Origin of the sequence: Tessaracoccus sp. (assembly GCF_016714275.1) — a bacterium.
Lineage (GTDB): Bacteria > Actinomycetota > Actinomycetes > Propionibacteriales > Propionibacteriaceae > Arachnia.
The window spans coordinates 868,218-884,872 of record NZ_JADJNP010000001.1; the positions used below are offsets into that span (position 1 = coordinate 868,218).

Here is a 16,655-nt window from a genome sequence, read left to right on the forward strand (position 1 = left end):
AGTCGCGATGCGACCGGAGCAGACCGACCAGGTACCCGTGCTAGAGGCACGCAACGTGTGCCTCTACTTCAACGGCACCGACAACGACGGGCATCCCGTCACCATTCGGGCGCTGGACGGGGTGAACCTGAAGCTGTATCGCGGCCAGATCCAGGCGTTGGTCGGCGAGTCCGGCTCGGGCAAGACAACCATCGCACGGCTGTTCGCGCTGATCTACAAGGCGACCAGTGGCGAGTTGCTGCACGACGGCAAGCCGATCCGCGTGCGTGGCTCTCGCGCGACGCGCGCCTACTACCGCGATGTCCAGCTCGTCTACCAGGACCCGTTCGCCTCGCTGAACGGGCTGAAGAAGATCAGGACCATCATCGGGCGCGTGGTGAAGATCCACTTCCCGCGGCTGTCCATGCGCCAGAACGCCGAGCGCACCGAGGAGCTGCTCACGAGGGTGAACATGACCCCGACGAGCCGATACCTCGACCGCTATCCGACCGACATGTCCGGCGGTCAGCGGCAGAGAATCGCGATCGCCCGCAGCCTCGCGGTCAACCCCGGCGTGCTGCTCGCGGACGAGCCGACGTCGATGCTGGATGCCTCGATCCGACTCGACGTGCTGAACCTCTTCAAGGACCTGCGCACGGACGAGAACGTGTCGGTGCTGTATATCACCCACGACATCGCCAGCGCCCGATACCTGTCGGACAGGATCAGCGTGATGTACGGCGGCAAGATCGTCGAGTCGGGTCCCACCGAGGACATCATCGAGCACCCGGTACATCCCTACACCAAACTGCTGCTCAACGCGGCTCCCGACCCGGCGCGGTACAAGGGTTCGGGCAAGCCGACCCATGAGCCGATCACCGACGCCCGGCCCGTCGACACCTCTCAGGAGGTCGTCGGCTGCCGCTTCGCGCCACGCTGTCCCATCGCGACCGCGCGTTGCACCAGCCAGGCGCTGCCGACGTTCGCCGACGCCGACGGCCTGCGTCTGGCGCAGTGCTGGGCGGCCGAGGAAGTGCCCGGGTTCCGCCGTGTCGACCTACCCGACCCCGCCGCCAGCCTGAACGCGAAGCGCGGCTAGGACGAGCCTATGAGACCTGACCGCAGCAGACACCTTCTTCATCCACAGACCCACCCTTCCGCAGCGAGGACTCGCCCGCTGCACGACCTTCCAAGGAGAGACGCATGACCCAACACAGAATTCAGACCACCTTCGGGCGGCGGACCCTGCTGACCGGAGCGGGCCTCGTGACCGCCACCGCGGCGCTGGCCGCCTGCGGGAACAACAACAACCAGTCCGGCGGACCCTCTGGCGGCCCGACGACCGGTGCCGCGCCGGTGAACACCGCCGGCACGATCGACAACGACGGCGTGCTCACCATCGGCGCAGCTGTCGCCACGTCGAACGTCTTCCCGCAGAACTTCAACGTGTTCGGCGGCGGCGACTCCGCACCCGGCAACGCGCTGTTCTGGGAGACCCTCTTCCGGATCTCGTCCCAGAACGGCTCCGAACTGGTGCCCAACCTCGCCGAGTCGGTCGTGTACTCGGAAGACGGCAAGGTCGCCACTTACACCCTACGCCAGGGCGTCACCTGGAACGACGGCAAGCCGTTCACCTCCAAGGACGTGGCCTTCACCTACGGCTTCATCTTCGAAGAGCCGAACCCGGAGCCCCGGGAGGACGGCACGTACGCCTGGCTGGCCAAGGCGATCGAGGCCCCTGACGAGCACACGGTCATCATCACCTACAACGAGCCCCAGTTCGTCGAGGACCTGCCGCTTTCGCTGTACTTCCCGATCTACCCCGAGCACATCTCGCAGGTCGACCGGCCGAACTACCTGGACAAGGAGCCGGTGGGCACCGGCCCCGGCAAGCTGAAGGCGTTCGCGGGCCAGCTCATCACCATCGACATCCGCGACGACTACTGGGGCGATAAGCCCGCCGGCGTCAAGCAGGTTCAGATCGTTCCCTCGGGCACCGCGGGCAACATCGAGTCGCAGCTCACCCAGGGCAAGGTCGACTGGTCCGAGGGCGGCGCGCCGGGCGTTGTCACCGACTTCGTCAAGATGGACGACCACAACGGCTACGCATTCTTCCCGGACGGCTCGACCCGCGGCATCATCATGGCTACGCACGCCCTGCCGACGTCGGACCTCGCGGTGCGCACCGCGCTGCGTGACTCCGTCGACATGGGGATCGTCGCCACGGCCGGCCGCGTGGGCTACACCGTGCCGTCGGTGACCGGTCTCGACCCGATCATCTACGCCTCCATGCTCAAGCCCGAGTACAAGGATGCGCTGCAGCCCAACATCGAGGCTGCGAAGAAGGCGCTCGAGGACGCGGGCTGGACCGTGCAGAACGGCAACCTGACCAAGGATGGCAAGGAGTACCCGCTGATGCTCCACATCCAGAACGACAACCCCATCGAGATGTCGACCATGCCGATCGTGGTGGATCAGTGGAAGAAGAACCTGGGCGTCGACATCCTCTTCACGCCGCTGCCCAAGGAGGTCTTCGGACCGATGCAGGCCAGGGCGAGTGCATGCTGTCCCTGTGGACCACCAACGCCGCCGGCGGCGCGTTCCAGGCCTTCACGATGTACATGCACACCAAGATCTACGACATCGGCAACGACAAGGCTGACGGCAACTACGGCCGTTGGAAGATGCCTGACGAGGCCAACGACGCGATCATGGGCATCACCCGCACACCGGCCGACCAGACCGACAAGATCACCGAGTACTGCCAGGTGCTTCAGACGGCGGTCGCGAACGATGCGCCATACATCCCGGTGCAGAACAACGGTGCCGGCGGCATGTACTCCACCAAGAAGTGGAGCGGGCTGAAGGCAGCCGCGGACATCGACTACTTCCCGCGGGTCGGTGGCTACAACAACATGGTGCGCACGGTGCGCGACTTCGCGCCGAGCAAGGCCTGAGTTGGCGTAGAGCTCTGAAGGCACAATCGGTGGCCCTGTCGCACAGACAGGGCCACCGATTTGCTTGTGCGCACGTCCGAGCCACGCATCCGTCTCCACCAACACGCCGCCCCACGAGGAGCCAGGAATGACCACCCGAAGAGCCGAGATCACCGCCTTCCAGGAGAGGGCCGGCTACGACCGCTCCATCGACCTTCGCACCGACGTGGTGATGGCGTACGGCATGGACGATACGACGGTGCAGCGCGTTGCCGACTGGCGATCGGCGGGCTACCGCGTGCACATCATGACCGGCATCTCCTGGGGGCACTACGAGGACTACCTCGATGGCCGCTGGAACGGGGTCGAGCACTGGGGCGACGCCCAGACCAACCGCCACGGCGAGACGATCCTGCATGGCCCCGGCGTGCCCTACATGGTCCCCACCATCGACTTCACCGAGTATCTGTTCGCCAAACTGCGGCCCCTCCTCGACCTCGAAGTGGACGCGATCCACCTCGAAGAGCCCGAGTTCTGGGCGCGTGGCGAATACTCCGACGCGTTCCGGCGGGAATGGCGGGCGTTCTACGGCGAGCCGTGGCTCCCGCCGCACTCGAGCCCTGACGCGTTCTTCCGTTCGGGCCGGCTGATGCAGCACCTCTTCTCCCGCGCCCTGGAGCGCATCGCCACCGCGCTCCGCGACGAGAGCATTCAGCGCGGAAGAGAGGTCCGGTTCTACATCCCGACACACAGCCTGCTGAACTACACCCAGTGGCAGATCGTGAGCCCCGAGTCGCGCCTTCGCACGCTTCCCGGGGTTCAGGGTGCCATCGCCCAGGTATGGACGGGGACCTCCCGGACGGCAAACGTCTACGCGGGGCGCCGGGCGGAGCGGACGCTAGAGACCGCCTTCCTCGAGTACGGCATCGCTCAGGACCTCACGCGCGGAACCGGCAGGACGCTGTGGTTCCTCCACGATCCGATCGAGGACCACTCTGGGCGGACCTGGGACGACTACTTCGACAACTACCGTCGGACCGTCGTTGCCTCGCTCCTGCATCCAGCCATCAGCCGCTACGAGGTGGCCCCGTGGCCGTGGCGGATCTTCAACAGGGAGTACCGCCACCGCGAAGGAGCAACCAAAAGTCGCTCGTTCCTCCGGAGTACGCAACGACCTATCTCGTCGTCATGAACACGCTGCGCGACATGGACCAGCCGGTGATCGAGCCCGCGGCCTCTCCCCTGCGGATCGGCGTCTTCCTCGTCGACAGCGCCATGTTCCAGCGCTGGTTCCCTCCGAGGATGAGCAGGACAGGCCCCACGAAGACGGCCTCAAGGACGGCGAGTCGCGCGCGCTGCTCGACTTCTCCGCGTTCTACGGCCTGGCCCTTCCGCCGCTGTTCGCCGGCCAGTTCGTGGTCCCGGTTCAGCTCGACGCGGTCCTCGACAACACCTCGATCCTGGACGACTACGACATCCTGGTCTTGAGCTACGAGTTCCAGAAGCCCCTGTCGCCGGCCGTCCACTACGCGCTCGCGGCGTGGGTCGGTGCGGGCGGCACGCTCCTCTATGTGGGAGATGGGGCGGACCCCTATCACGAGACCCGCGCATGGTGGACCGGAAGGTACCCGACTCCTGCGCACCACCTCGCAGAGGCCTTCACAGCGGACATCGCTGACGAGGAGATCCACCGGTTCGGAAACGGCTTCGTGCAGTTCGTGCAGGCTGACCCCGTGCACTTCTCGACGTCGGAAGAGGCCGCGGCCGAGCTCGTCGGTCTTCTCCGTGGTCTCGCCGATGCCAGAGGCAGCCAGTGGCGCGACGGCGACTGGCTGTCAGTCCAGCGCGGCCCGTACGTGATCGGAGCCACGCTGTCCGAGGCAACGGAGGCCACGACCGTTCGCGGCAGCTTCATCGATCTCCTCGACCCGGCTCTCCCGGTCGTGCAGACAGCCACTGTGCCGCCGAGCGGCGTCGCCTTGCTGCGTGACCTCACCTACGAGCCCGAGGAAGGGGCCGTTCTCGCGTCGGCCGGCCGCATCGACGAGGTCCGTTTCGTCGAGCGGGGGCTCCAGTTCGACGTCGAGGCTCCGACGAGGATCGACGTCGTCACGGCCGTGCGCCTGGCGGGCCGTCCGCGCGAGGTGCTGCTCGACGGCACCATCGCCCAGTCGTGGAGTCACGACGAGGCGGCCGGCATCATGTGGATCCGACACCCAGGAGATCCTTCAGGGACTAAAGTGCACATTGCATTGATGTAGAAAACATCGTCGATGCCCCATGAGAGAGAGATGACCGTGAAAGAAACGGGACTGTCGACCGGCCGCGGCCTGCGCGCCTCGCTCGGGGCGGCCTGGGTCGCGGCTCCCGGCAGCCTTGTGCTCAGTCTGGCTGTGGTACTCGTCATGGGCGCGCTGCCCCGATTCAGCTATGGCTGGTCGGGCTACTCGTCGCGGAGGTCGCTTCTGGGGCGGGTCTCTCCCGTCTCGTCGCGCCCGTCGTCGCCATCGGCATCCTGCTCGGTGTGATGGCCGGCGTGAACAGCCTGCAGAACGCGGCGACCAAGCGGCTGGAGTTCGCGGTGTCAGCCTGGGCCCAGGACCGGCTGCTGCGCAGCGCGACGCAGCAGTCACCCGCGACGATCGAGGACCCGCAGCAACGCGACGCGCTCGAGGCGGACTGGGAGACGGCCCGCAGCAGGGTCGGCCCGCTGATGATGACGTTGTTCACCTGGATGGGGCAGATCGTCACGGTGGTCGGCACGATCATCGTCTTGATGCAGTTCTCCGTGCTGGGCACCGTGTTCATCATCGCAGCGGTCCTGCCGCCGGTGATCGCGGTTCCCGCGATGTTCAGGGCCTACAGCCGCGCCTTCGAGGAGACCGCCGCCCTCGACCGGGTGACGGTCGCCCTCGGCACCTTCACGGTGAGCCCTGACGGGTTCACCGACGCGACGGCCGCCCACTACCAGCCGGTGCTGCGGCGCACCCACAGGTCCTTCGTCCGGCAGTCTCAGGACCAGCACCTCCATGCGATCAACGTGGAGACGAAGGTCCTCCTCTGGTCGGCGCTCGCCACGGCCGCGTGCGTCGTCGCCGGCCTCCTCACCATGTTCCAGGCGGGCACGCTCACCGCCTCCGGGGTGGCCGTGGTGATCGCCTCGGTGACGGTCATGGGCGTGCTGATCAACGTCGTCTTCTCGGCCGGCGACCTCATCAGAGACTCCCTCTTCGTCGGCCGGTTCCTCGACCGGATCGGCGCCGTCGAGCGTCAGCCCGAGCCGGAGGAACCGCGCCGGTCGAGTCCCGGACTCCGGGCGATCGCGACGGCGGAACTCGGATTCACCTACCCCGCCGCGTCCAAGCCCGCACTCACCTCCGTGAACGCCACGTTCCGCAGCGGTCAGATCACGTGCGTCGTCGGCCGCAACGGGTCTGGCAAGTCGACGCTGCTCAAGCTCCTGGCTGGCATCTACGAGCCGACGGAGGGAACCCTCGGGCCCCTCGGCGACGACGTCGACGCCGCGCTGGCCGATCTGAGCGCCTCCGTGTTGCAGGGCCTCCCCCAGCCGCCGATCGTGCTCCGCGAGTACCTCCTCGGCGATCAACCGATCGCCGACGACGCGATCTTCGCCGAGGCTGCGGAGCTGGGCATCGACTTCCTGACCCCTGAGATGCTCGGCCGTCGCATCGGGCGCGAGTTCCGCGACGGCTTCGCCGTCTCCGGTGGCCAGTGGCAGCGGCTCGCCGTGCTCCGGCTCATGCTCTCACCGGAGCCCGTGTGGATCCTGGACGAGCCGTCGAGTGCTCTCGACCCGGACGGAGAGCTCCAGATCATGGGTGCGCTCCGCTCGGCCTCTCGCGACCGGATCGTCGTGATCGTGACGCACCGCGTGTCTACGGCTGTCCGCGGTGACCAGGTCGTCCTCATCGAGGACGGGCAGGTCTTGCTCGATGCCCCGCCGGACGTCGCGCGAGCCGACGAGGCGTTCCAGCGCCTCTTCGAAGCTCAGCTCTTCCTCCCAGGCTCAGGAGGACATCCCACACAAGGACTCCTGAGCGTCCGGTCGGTCCGCGCCGCGACGGTCGAGTCTGCACCACGCCGCCCTCTGAATGGGCGTTCGGCCTAAGCCCAGGGGTCGATCAGCTCAATCCCGGAGCCGTCGAAGTCACGGGCGTTCCGCGTGGCGAGCGGGACGTCGTTGGTCCGGCAGATCGCGGCGATCACGGCGTCCACCGTGGGCCGCGGGCGGCCAGCTCAGCCATCAACGCGCCATACACGTCCGCCCTCCGCGCGCCCGAAGGGCAGCACCGCGCCCAACGCGTCGACCATCGAGGTGAGGCGCGCACTCAGCGCGTCACGGCGCCGCCCTGCGGGCAACAGTTCAACCCCTCGACGAAGCTCGGCCCAGCACGGCGCAGGGAGGAGGAGTTCGTCGGAGGAAAACTGGCGAGCCCACCGAAGCACGCGCTCGTCGCAATCAGGCTTCGCCAACGCCGAGATGACGTTGGTGTCGAGCGCCACCGCCATCAGAACACCACACGGGGCTGCGTAGTCACGCTCAGGCAGGACGAGCTCGATCGGGTCCTCGCGCATCTCGGGTGAAACTCCACGAGCGCGTTAGGGTCCGATGGGTGGATATCGTGCTGGACGCGCGCGACGACGACTCCCAGGCGATCCTCGACGCCGTCAGCGCCACCGCTCCCCCGTGCTAGCCTGGCGGAGTACCGCATCGGTGGCGGCTCCACTCCTCTCACTCAGGCCGGAGGCCCGCCATGTCCGTTCAGATCCGCCCTTTCCGTCGCACCGATCGCGACCAGCTCACCGAGCTGGCCAACGCCCACGTATCCGCGGTCGTCCCCGGCGTCACCATCTCGACCAATCGTCTCCTCGGACAACTTGAACGAGAGCCGGGTGAGTTCATCGTCGATCCCTGGGTCGAGGCGCGCCACACGTTGGTCGCCGAGCAGCGCGGCAGAGTGAGCGCGGCGGCTCATCTCCTGATCTACCGGGATCACGCGGAGGTAGGGGCCAACGTACCGAGGCCTCGGTGAGATCCGGTGGCTGCTGTGCTGGCCGAACGCGCCGTACTGGCCCGACGCCACCGAAGCGGGCGACCTGCTCCTCCGCGCGGCGGTCCAGGTGCTGCGCGAGGCGGGCGCAACGCGGATCGCGGCGGACGGCGTCCTGCCCGCGCCCGGGATCTACGGGATCCCGGAGCAGTGGCCTCACATTCGCGCGCTCCTCCGCGACAAGGGCTTTGCACCGGAGGGACCCGACGAGACAGTCCTCCTCGCCGATCTGGCTGGCCTCGAGGTTACCCCGGCCCCACTCTCCGGCCTCACCGTCGCGAGGACGCTGGGGCGGCGGGCACACGCTTCGCGGCTCACCTCGGTCCAGAGGTCATCGGCTACATCGAGGTGGATATCCGCACCGGCGACACAGGCCTCGTCGGCAGTCACTCCGGGCTGGCCGACATCGGCAACCTGTGGGTCTCCCCATCCCATCGGCGCAACGGCGTCGGCCGCTGGTTGGTAGGGCAGGCCGCAGCTTGGCTTCGTCTCGGTCACGCGGACCGGCTTCTGAACTATGTCGGAACTGACGACGCGACGGGGATGGCCTTCGCCACCGCCGTGGGCTTCACCCCACTCACGACCACCACGCGTGGCTGGCGCCTCAACGCGCCGGGGCGCATCACCTGCCTGACGGAGCTGGCCGATCTGTGTCCTCCGCGAAGGAGGCGGCGAACGGCGCGAGCCAGGTCTGGAGGCGGGTCCAGGTTTCCTCCGGGGTCAGGGCGTCCGGGGCGTCGCACCAGACCGCCAGCTTGGCTCCCAGGACGCGCGGGTCGTCGGCGGCGACGTCGATCCATGTCCGCTCGCCTGCGAGACCCACGAACCGCGTACGACGGAAGGTCGCGGCGATGTCCTCGCCGGACTTGCGTCGGTCAGCGCCGGCACACCGTCGGAGGAGAGGACGAAGTAGAGCAGGTCGCCGTTGGAGTTCATCACGTCGTAGCCGGAGGCCAGATAGTCGAGGACGCTGGGCGTCCACTCGCGCCAGCGGACCCAGACGTCGACGACGAGGTCATGCGGCACCGGAACGAGCGGCCAGGCGTCCGCCGGGACCACGTGATCGTTCCACAGCCACGCGGAGCAGCCCCGACGGCGTACGTGGTCGGCAAGCTCGGTCACGTACAGCGCGTAGGCGTCCTCCGCGGTCGCCCCGGGCCGGCCTCGGCCCGCGCCCAGTCAAGCAGAACCGGGTAGCGGTCCGGCCGGCGCGCCTCGTCGTCCTCCCACGGGGCGGCAAGGAACTCGTCGCCGCCCAGATGCACCACCTCGGGCTCGAACAACCCGATCACCGCGTCCCACAGCTCGCCGATGTAGCGCCGAGCAGCGGGGTTCGACAGGTCGATCTTGTCCGGCTCGACCATCCCCGAGCAGTCCCTCAGGCGAAACTCCTCCCGGCCGACGAGCAACGGCGTGGCATGCAAGGGGTGTCCAGCTCCGGGATCAGCCGCACGCCGCAGGCGTCCGCCCGTGCACGGATGAGGGCGACGTCGTCAGGCGTCAGTGCGCCGGGGGCGGCGAGCCGTTCGAACCCGGGTAGCTCGACGCCGAGCCCGACGGCGTCGGACAGGTGGAGCTGCAGCGTGTTCAGCCCCAGCTCGCCCATCGACTCGAGCAGCCGGGCGATCCACGCGGCGTCGAACCGCTTCCTGCCGACGTCGAGCATGACCGCACGTACGTCTGTCATCGTTTCTCCTTGTCAGAGTCACCAAGGTAGCACCGTGGTCCTACCGCCCCTTTCGGACGGGCCACGCTACTGTCCCCCGCATTCTGCTGCGCATACGCCGAGCACTGGCGCTATGACACAGTGCTCGGCGTATGCGCAGCATCGCGTCAGCAGGACGATGTCGTAGCGGAGCAGCTTGGCCTTAGTGGCCTTCGCCGTCGATCCCTGAAGCGCCAGCAACTCGGCATAGATGCCGCCGGTCGTGGCCAACTCCTCGGGAGCGCCGACCTCGTCGATTCGGCCGTCGCGCAGCGTGACGATCCGATCCACCGATGAGATCGTGGAAGGCGGTGCGCGACGATCAGCGTCGTGCGGCCCTCCATCAGCTCATCGAGACCGGCCTGCACAGCGCGCTCGGACTTGGTGTCCAGCGAACTAGTCGCCTCGTCGAGGATGAGGATCGGCGCGTCCTTCAGCAGCGCGCGCGCCACCGCCAGCCGCTGCTTCTGGCCGCCGGACAGCTTGATGCCGCGCTCGCCGATCTGCGTGTCGAAGCCGCCCTTCAGCTTATCGATGAAGCCCATCGCGTTGGCTCGCGTGGCCGCTGCCCGAAGCTGCTCGTCGGTCACCTCGGTCAGGCCGTAGGCGAGGTTCTCCGGATCGTCCCGCTGAAGAGGCTCGCATCCTGGAACACGACACCGACCTCGCGGCGCAGCTCCCGTCGGCACCTCCTCCACCGACTGCCCGTGCACGCGCAGCACGCCGTCGGTCACCGAGTACAGCTTCATGATCAGGTTGACCAGCGTCGTCTTGCCGCCACCCGGACTCTCCGACGAACGCGACCCGCTCGCCGCGGTCGATCGCCAGCGTCACGTTCTTCAGCACGACATCGGTCGTGTCGCCGTAGCCGGAGCTGGCGTGATCGAAGTCGATCACCGGATCGTCGTTCGACCAGGCAGCAGGGACCCCGCTCTACGAGCGGGACATCCAGAGGATTGTGGGGTTCCTCGATCTGGTTCATCGCGGAGAAGTACTCACGGCTGCCTGCGATGGCGCGCTGCGCGGTGTCCAGATACCAACTCATCGACGTGACGGGCATCTTCGCCATGTTGACCAGCTGCAGCAGCATCACCATGGTGCCGACGGTGTAGTCGCCGCGCGCAGTCTGCAAGAAGATGATCAGGTAGACGCCGAAGAAACGACGTCGAGCACGGCGCGGCGGGCCAGGTCCATCCGGTGTGAGGGCCGACTGCCGCAGTGAGGCCGACGGCGTCGTCGAAGTGGGTGCCGAAGGACCTCAGCTCGCGGCGCTCGGTCACGAACGACTTCACGACACGCATCTGGCCGACGACTCCGCGAAGCGTCCCCCCGCGATGTCGTAGTGCTCGTTCTTCTGGTGCCCCCACACCCGTCACTTCTTCGACGTCAGCGCGGTCAGCCAGATGAACGTCGGGTAGATGATCACGAGCAGCAACGCAAGCCACGGCGAGTAGGTCAGCGCGATAACAAGCACAGCGCCCAGCGTGACCAGCGTCGGGAAGAAACTGTTGGCAACATGTTCAGGAAGTCGGTGATCTGACGTGATCGACCTGTGCAGCCTGGAGATGACCTAGCCAGTGGAGTTCGGTTAATGAAGTACCGACGCGGCAGCCGCAGCAGCTTCTCGAAGTAGCGGCGCGAGAGGATGGCGCGCAGCCGCGTCGCTGGGCGGGACGTCGCCCCAGTAGCCGGTGAGGTTATCAGATCGCGGAGTTGGCGAGGCTCAGCGCCCAGCAGCGCGGTGGCCAGCCACACGAGGGTCACGGCCGAGCCGCCGGTGCCGGCAACCATCGCGACGACGCGGCCCGTCGCGCGGGCGATGGCGAACGGCATCAGCAAGGCGGTCGCCGCGGTGGCGATGGCGCCGAGGATGATTCCGAGGTAGAGGGCCAGAGCTCACGAGCGGTCGATGGGATTCGGTAAAGGCTGCGCATGGTTCTCCCTTTGCGGACTTCTGGCACTATAGCCCGCTGGTCGCCCGAAACCCACCGCCCGGATCCTCGCGCCGCGGGGTCAGGCGGCACGTCTCCCGGCCTCACCACGACAGCTGCCGTTAGCACCTCTTGACGAGAGTGCTAACTCTGGTAGTAGTTGAGCGGCCCATGCTCAACCTTGACATTTCGTCTGACAGGAGTGACGGTACAGCAATGGCAACTTACGATCTGGTTCCGCGAGCTCGATCGCATCGCCTCGAGCTTCCTGGACGCGCCGCGCCCCCGCCGCATGCCCATGGATCTCTACCGAGAGGGCGACACCTACGTGCTGAGCGCGGACTTTCCAGGCAGCGATCCGGCTCCGTCGTGACATCGACGTTGATGGCCAGTCCCTCACGATCCGTGCCGAGCGGATCCTCGCCGAACACGAGGGGCGTCCAGTGGATCACCCGCGAGCGCGAGGCCGCGAGCTTCCTGCGCCAGCTGGAACTGGGCTGTAAGGTGGACACCGAGCGCATCACTGCCGCGTACAACAACGGCGTGCTGAGCGTGACCATCCCGGATGAGCGAGAAGGCGAAGCCCCGCAAAATCCAGGTGACGAACTTCGACGACGCGCTGATGATCAGCGCACACGCCACCGGAGGATAGGCCCCAGCCGATCGACACCAGGGGCCTGCCACGAAGCGGGAGATGGCCTTGGCTTTTGGCCATCAAGCTTCCTGTAACAGCCTGTAGGCGATCGGAATAGGGCCCGGCGCGGCGTCCGCCCCGCTTTTCGTGGATGACTACGCCAGCGCTGGTCGATGGGGAACGAAGTCGCGGCGATCGGGGCCGACGCAGATCCGGCGCGGGCGGTCGGGATCTTGCGGCCTGGGTCGGCGTGCTGCTCGCGCCACTGCGCGATCCAACCGGGGAGGCGACCCAGCGCGAAGAGCGCCGTGAAGTGCTGGGCTGGGAAGCCCATCGCCTGCGTAGATCAGGCCCGTGTAGAAGTCGACGTTCGGGTACAGCTTGCGGGAGATGAAGCATTTGCCGTTCAGCGCCGTCGCTCCAGCTCGAGCGCCATCTCAAGCAGCTGGTTGTTGCCGTTGCCGACTTACGCAGCAGCTCGCCGGCGTGACCCTTGATGATCTTCGCGCGCGGATCGTAGTTCTTGTAGACGCGATGGCCAGCCCACCAGCTTGACGCTGGACTTCCTGTCCTGACCTGGCCAACAAAGTCCTTGATGTTCAGGCCTCCGGCGAGATCTGACGCAGCATCTCCAGCATCTCGGCCTGGTTGGCGCTGCCGTGCAGCGGACCCGCAAGGGCGTTGACGCCCGAGCAGATCGGACGCGTAGATGCTGGCGTTTTGCCGAACCCACGAGGCGTACCGTCGACGTCGAAGCGTTCTGCTCGGGGTCGGCGTGCAGGATGAACAGTAACCCCCGAACGCGCGCACGACGGCCGGGTCGGATCTCGTACTCCTTCCGCGGGGTGCCGAATGACAGCCGCAGGTAGTTCTCGACGTAGCCCAGCTTGGTCCGTGGGTACAGGAACGGCGCACCGATCGACGATTTGTAACGCGCAGGCGGCGAGTGTCGGCATCGAGCCGAGCAGGCGAAGGCTGGCCCTCGACCTGATCGGTGCTTCAAGGATATCGAGGGTGTCGCGGCTGAACGCCCACGGCGATCACGCCGGAAGCGAGCACCTGCATGGGGTGCGCGCCACGCGGGAAAGCGCGGAAGAGCTCGCGCATGCGCTCGTCGAGCATCATGCGGCGCGCGATCTTCGTGTTGAAGTCCTCCAACTGGTTCGCCGTCGGCAGCTCTCCGTAGATCAACAGGTAGGCGACCTCGATGAACGTCGCCTGCTCGGCCAGCTGCTCGATGGTGCTGGCCGCGGTACTGCAGCACTCCTCGTCACCGTCGATGAACGTGATCTCCGGACGTGCAGGAGGCCGTATTGACTGAAACCCGAGTCGAGCTAAGTCAGACCTTGGTGGTCGCCAGCAGCTTCCCGATGTCGAGTCCGTCGTTGCCCTGGGTGGCCTTGACGACGGGGAGCTCGAGCTCGTGGCCCCCGTACCCGAGGACTCCGCTGTCGGTCATGCGTTCACCTTTCGTTGGTTCCGGCGGCCCGTCGTGGGCACCGGCAGAATCATTCACAGGTCGGTTGCGGACCCCATCACCATACAACCCGCACAGGCGGCACGGTCACATTCTTGTTTGGTACTCACAATCCGGACGATCGCATTGCGCGGCGCCGTCTCTCCGCAGGACCACCGGGCGCTTTTCCTCCGACGGTGCCCGATTGATCAGTGCTTCCCAGTGCCGCGTGTCCGAAGTAGCCGGCGGCCCTGGCGCCCGCGCGCCTCGCCGCGTTCTCCTCACTCGACGAACAACCAAGTGCTCCCTTCGCTCGTCGGCCTTCGCGGTCCATCCACTGGAACACCAGAATCCATCAACCTACTTCCGACACGCGACACTGGTGGGTCTGTCGCACCTAAAGGTGCGGATAGGACGCGGCGTCAGGTGGGATGAGGGATAAGGCGGAGGAGGAGTCATGGCGGGGCACTACGTCGACCGGACGACAACCGAAGTCAATCGCCCGCATGGAGTCGCTTACCCGCGCATTTAGGCGCGACGAGCCACTAGGCCCTGGACAGGGGTCCCGCCGAGGCTTTCGGCGTCCCGATGCCGCCCCAGAATCCGGACGGCGCGAAAAGCCAGTCCAGCACGAGTGTCGAAGGTTCCGGTCTCCCCAGAGTACTCAAGGACCATGTACCGGCTCCGAATCGCCATGGCTTTGAGATGGGTCTCCTGAACCGGTCCCAGCCGATCCCGATCAGCCCCGGATGATTCGGCGCCCCCGCCCGACGCAGCATCTCGGCGGCTTCGCTGGGCGCGACGAGCTGGTCCGCGACGCGGGCCCGGATAGCGTCCCAGCGGTTCCCGATCCAGGAGCCGGTCACGGAGCGCCTTCCCCTCTACGTGCCCGGCGAGGGAGACCTTGATGGACTCCTCCCGGATCTTCTCCGGCAGCGCCGCCTCGATGCGGGCGACGACGTCGTCCTCCGTCGGCTCCTCGGCGACGATCCGGTCGACGTCGAGAGCCGCGAGGTCGAGGCCGCAGCGCCCTCCTCCCACAGGGCGACGAGGCGACGGTGCCAACGCCGACCCTGAATCCGTGACCAAGCGGCGGCTCCCAGTTCAGGCCGTGGCCCTCCATCTCCCAGGGTGCGAGAACTGGTGGCCTGCGCCGAGGCCGGGCGCGACGACTTCAACGCCTGCATCGCCAGGCCCGACAGCAGGTTGCCCTCGGCGAGCGCGGCCACAGCGTCCTCGTCGCCCGCGACCAACTCGTCCGGGCGGCCCAGCGCGTGGCGAAGGCGGGACTGCTGAAGGTTTGGTTGACTCCAAGATCGCATGACTCTCACGAGAGGGTCGTGCTGGAAGGATGGCATCCATGCCGAAGATCGCTTTTACACCGACGAGGTCAGGCGCGACGCGGTCGCGCTGGTCGCCTCAGGCATCCCGCAGAAGCAGGTCGCCAAGGACATGGGGATGGCCAAGACCACCCTTCAAGCCTGGGTCCGCGACGCTCGCTTCCAGTCCCACGGGATGACCCCGACCACCGATCCTGAGCAGCGCAAGGACATGGCCCAGGCGTTACGCAGGATCCGCGAGCTGGAGATGGAGAACGAGGTCCTACGGCGAGCGGCGGCGTATCTGTCGCAGGCTCACATCACGCCCCAAAATGATCTACCCGCTCGTGAAGGAGATGGCTGCGGTCGGTGCCACCGTGAGGGTGCCGGTGGCGGTCGCGTCGTCGGGTGTTGGGATTCTCAAGCAGGGCTACTACAAGTGGCTCAAGCAGCCGGTGTCGGCCCGCGAGGCCGAAGAGCGTGAGCTGATCGACGTGCTCCACCAGCTCCTCGATGATGACCCGGAGGGCGGCTACCGCGTCCTGGCCGATGACATTGCCGAGTTGGGCTACGAGTTGTCGGAGCGCAGAGTGTGGCGGCTGTGCCGGGTCGCTGGCATCCAGTCGGTGTTCACCAGGCGCAAGACCCGGTACAAGAAGGCCGGCGCTCCCGTCCACGATGACCTGGTCAACAGGCAGTTCAGCGCCGACGGCCCCAACGAGCTATGGCTGGAGCGACATCACCGGAGCACCGCACCCGCGAGGGCAAGGTCTACCTTTGTGCGATCAAGGACGTGTTCTCCAACCGGATCGTGGGCTACTCGATCGATTCGCGGATGAAGGCCCGTATCGCCGTCAACGCGCTCCAGATGGCAGTGGCCCACCGAGGCCGGCCCGCCGGGGTGATCGTGCATTCCGACCGCGGGTCCCAATTCCGCTCCAGACGCTTCCTGAAGGCCCTCAAACGCCACGGCCTGACCGGCTCCATGGGCCGCGTGGGGGCATGCGGTGACAACGCCGCGATGGAGTCGTTCTTCGCGCTCCTGCAGAAGAACGTCCTCGACCGACGGTCCTGGGGTACACGAGAGGAACTGCGGCTAGCGATCGTGTCCGTAGTTGTCGATGGTGACCGAATCGTGTCCGTGGGGGTCGGGCATGTCGACGAATACCACTGGCATCGGGACGTTCACGAAGTGGTCTGATCGGCTTGAGCTGGCCACGAGGAGTCCGGAGACTCGCTGGCTCACTGCAGCCTCCACGTAGCTGCGTTCGCGTTCTGGGTCGAAGCCGGTGATGCCGAGGCTGACGCTGGTGCCTTCGGCTTGGGCTGCATCTTCGACGGCCATGACGAGGGCAGCGATGAACGGGTTGATCGTGTTGACCACCACGGCCCAGCTGTTGGTTTGCTGGAGCCGCAGGGATCGCCCGATGCTGTTGGGGACGTACCCGAGCCGCGTGACTGTGGATCGGACTCGTTCGGCCAGCACAGGGTCGACGGTGGTGACTCCGTTGAGGACCCGCGAGACCGTCGCCAATGAGACGTCGGCCTCGCGAGCCACATCACGGACAGTGATTCCTGTCATGTTCCCAACCTCCGCTCGGGCTGGCCTCGGGGGGACTGGCC

General features: G+C 66.8%; 19 protein-coding genes and 3 pseudogenes. 11 read left to right on the plus strand and 11 right to left on the minus strand.

Translation table 11 applies throughout. From position 1 onward, the window contains the following. The first annotated feature begins 7 nt into the window (after nucleotides 1-7). From IPJ61_RS03965 to IPJ61_RS03975, 3 genes and pseudogenes are all read left to right on the plus strand, one after another. Nucleotides 8-1,078: an ABC transporter ATP-binding protein gene (locus IPJ61_RS03965; RefSeq protein WP_297105512.1), complete on the plus strand. Its 1,071-nt coding sequence runs from the start codon at nucleotides 8-10 to the stop codon at nucleotides 1,076-1,078. Between the two features lie 104 nt (nucleotides 1,079-1,182). Further along, nucleotides 1,183-2,936 (plus strand): annotated as a pseudogene (locus IPJ61_RS03970) (ABC transporter substrate-binding protein). A gap of 127 nt (nucleotides 2,937-3,063) precedes the next feature. After that, the gene (locus tag IPJ61_RS03975) at nucleotides 3,064-4,107 is read left to right on the plus strand and encodes a hypothetical protein (protein ID WP_297103345.1); all 1,044 of its coding nucleotides are present in this window, start codon (nucleotides 3,064-3,066) and stop codon (nucleotides 4,105-4,107) included. On the opposite strand, the gene IPJ61_RS03980 is transcribed toward IPJ61_RS03975, so the two are convergent. Beyond that, nucleotides 4,091-4,237: a hypothetical protein gene (locus IPJ61_RS03980; RefSeq protein WP_297103348.1), complete on the minus strand. Its 147-nt coding sequence runs from the start codon at nucleotides 4,235-4,237 to the stop codon at nucleotides 4,091-4,093. The two genes, IPJ61_RS03975 and IPJ61_RS03980, sit on opposite strands and share 17 nt — an antisense overlap. Nucleotides 4,238-4,330: 93 nt before the next feature. Here IPJ61_RS03980 and IPJ61_RS03985 point away from each other — a divergent pair, with 93 nt between their 5' ends. From IPJ61_RS03985 to IPJ61_RS03995, 3 genes are read left to right on the plus strand one after another with little or no spacing between them, the layout of a single operon-like run. After that, nucleotides 4,331-5,176 carry a hypothetical protein gene (locus tag IPJ61_RS03985; RefSeq protein ID WP_297103350.1) on the plus strand — a complete coding sequence of 282 codons (846 nt, stop codon included), beginning with the start codon at nucleotides 4,331-4,333 and terminating at the stop codon, nucleotides 5,174-5,176. A gap of 30 nt (nucleotides 5,177-5,206) precedes the next feature. Next, nucleotides 5,207-5,443: a hypothetical protein gene (locus tag IPJ61_RS03990; RefSeq protein ID WP_297103352.1), complete on the plus strand. Its 237-nt coding sequence runs from the start codon at nucleotides 5,207-5,209 to the stop codon at nucleotides 5,441-5,443. 8 nt (nucleotides 5,444-5,451) lie between these two features. Continuing rightward, the gene (locus IPJ61_RS03995; RefSeq protein ID WP_297103355.1) at nucleotides 5,452-7,044 is read left to right on the plus strand and encodes an ATP-binding cassette domain-containing protein; all 1,593 of its coding nucleotides are present in this window, start codon (nucleotides 5,452-5,454) and stop codon (nucleotides 7,042-7,044) included. Between the two features lie 128 nt (nucleotides 7,045-7,172). Here IPJ61_RS03995 and IPJ61_RS04000 read toward each other — a convergent pair whose 3' ends face one another. Further along, nucleotides 7,173-7,511, minus strand: coding sequence for a PIN domain-containing protein (locus tag IPJ61_RS04000; RefSeq protein WP_297103358.1), 339 nt, complete (start codon nucleotides 7,509-7,511; stop codon nucleotides 7,173-7,175). A 179-nt stretch (nucleotides 7,512-7,690) separates the two neighbouring features. On the opposite strand from IPJ61_RS04000, the gene IPJ61_RS04005 reads away from it, so the two are divergent. Then, the gene (locus IPJ61_RS04005; protein ID WP_297103361.1) at nucleotides 7,691-7,969 is read left to right on the plus strand and encodes a hypothetical protein; all 279 of its coding nucleotides are present in this window, start codon (nucleotides 7,691-7,693) and stop codon (nucleotides 7,967-7,969) included. 168 nt (nucleotides 7,970-8,137) lie between these two features. After that, nucleotides 8,138-8,548, plus strand: a pseudogene (locus tag IPJ61_RS22145) (GNAT family N-acetyltransferase); the annotation flags it as partial. Between the two features lie 159 nt (nucleotides 8,549-8,707). On the opposite strand, the gene IPJ61_RS04010 reads toward IPJ61_RS22145, so the two are convergent. The 5 genes from IPJ61_RS04010 to IPJ61_RS04030 all read right to left on the minus strand — a co-directional run bounded on the left by IPJ61_RS04010 (nucleotide 8,708) and on the right by IPJ61_RS04030 (nucleotide 11,525). Beyond that, nucleotides 8,708-9,109, minus strand: coding sequence for a hypothetical protein (locus tag IPJ61_RS04010; protein WP_297103363.1), 402 nt, complete (start codon nucleotides 9,107-9,109; stop codon nucleotides 8,708-8,710). Further along, nucleotides 9,106-9,351 carry a family 20 glycosylhydrolase gene (locus IPJ61_RS04015; RefSeq protein ID WP_297103366.1) on the minus strand — a complete coding sequence of 82 codons (246 nt, stop codon included), beginning with the start codon at nucleotides 9,349-9,351 and terminating at the stop codon, nucleotides 9,106-9,108. Before IPJ61_RS04015 ends, IPJ61_RS04010 begins: the two co-directional genes overlap by 4 nt. A gap of 14 nt (nucleotides 9,352-9,365) precedes the next feature. Then, a complete protein-coding gene (locus tag IPJ61_RS04020; RefSeq protein ID WP_297103369.1) occupies nucleotides 9,366-9,674 on the minus strand; it encodes a family 20 glycosylhydrolase in 309 nt (102 codons plus the stop codon). 146 nt (nucleotides 9,675-9,820) lie between these two features. After that, entirely contained in the window at nucleotides 9,821-10,441 is a 621-nt protein-coding gene (locus IPJ61_RS04025) for an ATP-binding cassette domain-containing protein (protein WP_297103371.1), read from the minus strand. Nucleotides 10,442-11,147: 706 nt separating this feature from the next. After that, a complete protein-coding gene (locus tag IPJ61_RS04030) occupies nucleotides 11,148-11,525 on the minus strand; it encodes a hypothetical protein (RefSeq protein WP_297103373.1) in 378 nt (125 codons plus the stop codon). Nucleotides 11,526-12,007: 482 nt separating this feature from the next. Between IPJ61_RS04030 and IPJ61_RS22150 the strand changes: the two genes are divergently transcribed. After that, on the plus strand, nucleotides 12,008-12,352 hold the full coding sequence (locus IPJ61_RS22150; protein ID WP_366505405.1) for an Hsp20/alpha crystallin family protein: 345 nt from the start codon (nucleotides 12,008-12,010) through the stop codon (nucleotides 12,350-12,352). Here the strand turns inward: IPJ61_RS22150 and IPJ61_RS04035 are convergent. From IPJ61_RS04035 to IPJ61_RS04050, 3 genes are all read right to left on the minus strand, one after another. Next, nucleotides 12,250-12,591 (minus strand): citrate/2-methylcitrate synthase, encoded by a 342-nt coding sequence (locus IPJ61_RS04035; protein WP_297103375.1) that lies wholly within the window; start codon nucleotides 12,589-12,591, stop codon nucleotides 12,250-12,252. The genes IPJ61_RS22150 and IPJ61_RS04035 overlap by 103 nt on opposite strands. A 132-nt stretch (nucleotides 12,592-12,723) precedes the next feature. Continuing rightward, the gene (locus IPJ61_RS22155; protein WP_366505200.1) at nucleotides 12,724-13,260 is read right to left on the minus strand and encodes a citrate/2-methylcitrate synthase; all 537 of its coding nucleotides are present in this window, start codon (nucleotides 13,258-13,260) and stop codon (nucleotides 12,724-12,726) included. Further along, nucleotides 13,257-13,571 (minus strand): citrate/2-methylcitrate synthase, encoded by a 315-nt coding sequence (locus IPJ61_RS04050; protein ID WP_366505407.1) that lies wholly within the window; start codon nucleotides 13,569-13,571, stop codon nucleotides 13,257-13,259. Before IPJ61_RS04050 ends, IPJ61_RS22155 begins: the two co-directional genes overlap by 4 nt. A 1,027-nt stretch (nucleotides 13,572-14,598) precedes the next feature. Between IPJ61_RS04050 and IPJ61_RS04055 the strand changes: the two genes are divergently transcribed. Both IPJ61_RS04055 and IPJ61_RS04060 read left to right on the plus strand, forming a co-directional pair. Continuing rightward, the gene (locus IPJ61_RS04055; RefSeq protein ID WP_297103377.1) at nucleotides 14,599-14,790 is read left to right on the plus strand and encodes a hypothetical protein; all 192 of its coding nucleotides are present in this window, start codon (nucleotides 14,599-14,601) and stop codon (nucleotides 14,788-14,790) included. A 243-nt stretch (nucleotides 14,791-15,033) separates the two neighbouring features. Next, nucleotides 15,034-16,140, plus strand: a pseudogene (locus IPJ61_RS04060) (IS3 family transposase); the annotation flags it as partial. On the opposite strand, the gene IPJ61_RS04065 reads toward IPJ61_RS04060, so the two are convergent. Continuing rightward, a complete protein-coding gene (locus IPJ61_RS04065) occupies nucleotides 16,129-16,614 on the minus strand; it encodes a LacI family DNA-binding transcriptional regulator (RefSeq protein ID WP_297103380.1) in 486 nt (161 codons plus the stop codon). The pseudogene IPJ61_RS04060 and the gene IPJ61_RS04065 sit on opposite strands and share 12 nt — an antisense overlap. Nucleotides 16,615-16,655: the final 41 nt, after the last annotated feature.

What these genes read in the sequence shown, in the direction of transcription:
- IPJ61_RS22150 (WP_366505405.1), top strand. Translation starts at nt 12,008, where the DNA reads ATGGCCAGTCCCTCACGATCCGTGCCGAGCGGATCCTCGCCGAACACG.
- IPJ61_RS03975 (WP_297103345.1), top strand. Translation starts at nt 3,064, where the DNA reads ATGACCACCCGAAGAGCCGAGATCACCGCCTTCCAGGAGAGGGCCGGC.
- IPJ61_RS04015 (WP_297103366.1), bottom strand. Translation starts at nt 9,351, where the DNA reads ATGGTCGAGCCGGACAAGATCGACCTGTCGAACCCCGCTGCTCGGCGC.
- IPJ61_RS04030 (WP_297103373.1), bottom strand. Translation starts at nt 11,525, where the DNA reads ATGCCGTTCGCCATCGCCCGCGCGACGGGCCGCGTCGTCGCGATGGTT.
- IPJ61_RS04025 (WP_297103371.1), bottom strand. Translation starts at nt 10,441, where the DNA reads ATGAAGCTGTACTCGGTGACCGACGGCGTGCTGCGCGTGCACGGGCAG.
- IPJ61_RS04035 (WP_297103375.1), bottom strand. Translation starts at nt 12,591, where the DNA reads ATGGGCTTCCCAGCCCAGCACTTCACGGCGCTCTTCGCGCTGGGTCGC.
- IPJ61_RS03965 (WP_297105512.1), top strand. Translation starts at nt 8, where the DNA reads ATGCGACCGGAGCAGACCGACCAGGTACCCGTGCTAGAGGCACGCAAC.
- IPJ61_RS04020 (WP_297103369.1), bottom strand. Translation starts at nt 9,674, where the DNA reads ATGACAGACGTACGTGCGGTCATGCTCGACGTCGGCAGGAAGCGGTTC.
- IPJ61_RS04005 (WP_297103361.1), top strand. Translation starts at nt 7,691, where the DNA reads ATGTCCGTTCAGATCCGCCCTTTCCGTCGCACCGATCGCGACCAGCTC.
- IPJ61_RS04000 (WP_297103358.1), bottom strand. Translation starts at nt 7,511, where the DNA reads ATGCGCGAGGACCCGATCGAGCTCGTCCTGCCTGAGCGTGACTACGCA.
- IPJ61_RS04065 (WP_297103380.1), bottom strand. Translation starts at nt 16,614, where the DNA reads ATGACAGGAATCACTGTCCGTGATGTGGCTCGCGAGGCCGACGTCTCA.
- IPJ61_RS03990 (WP_297103352.1), top strand. Translation starts at nt 5,207, where the DNA reads ATGACCGTGAAAGAAACGGGACTGTCGACCGGCCGCGGCCTGCGCGCC.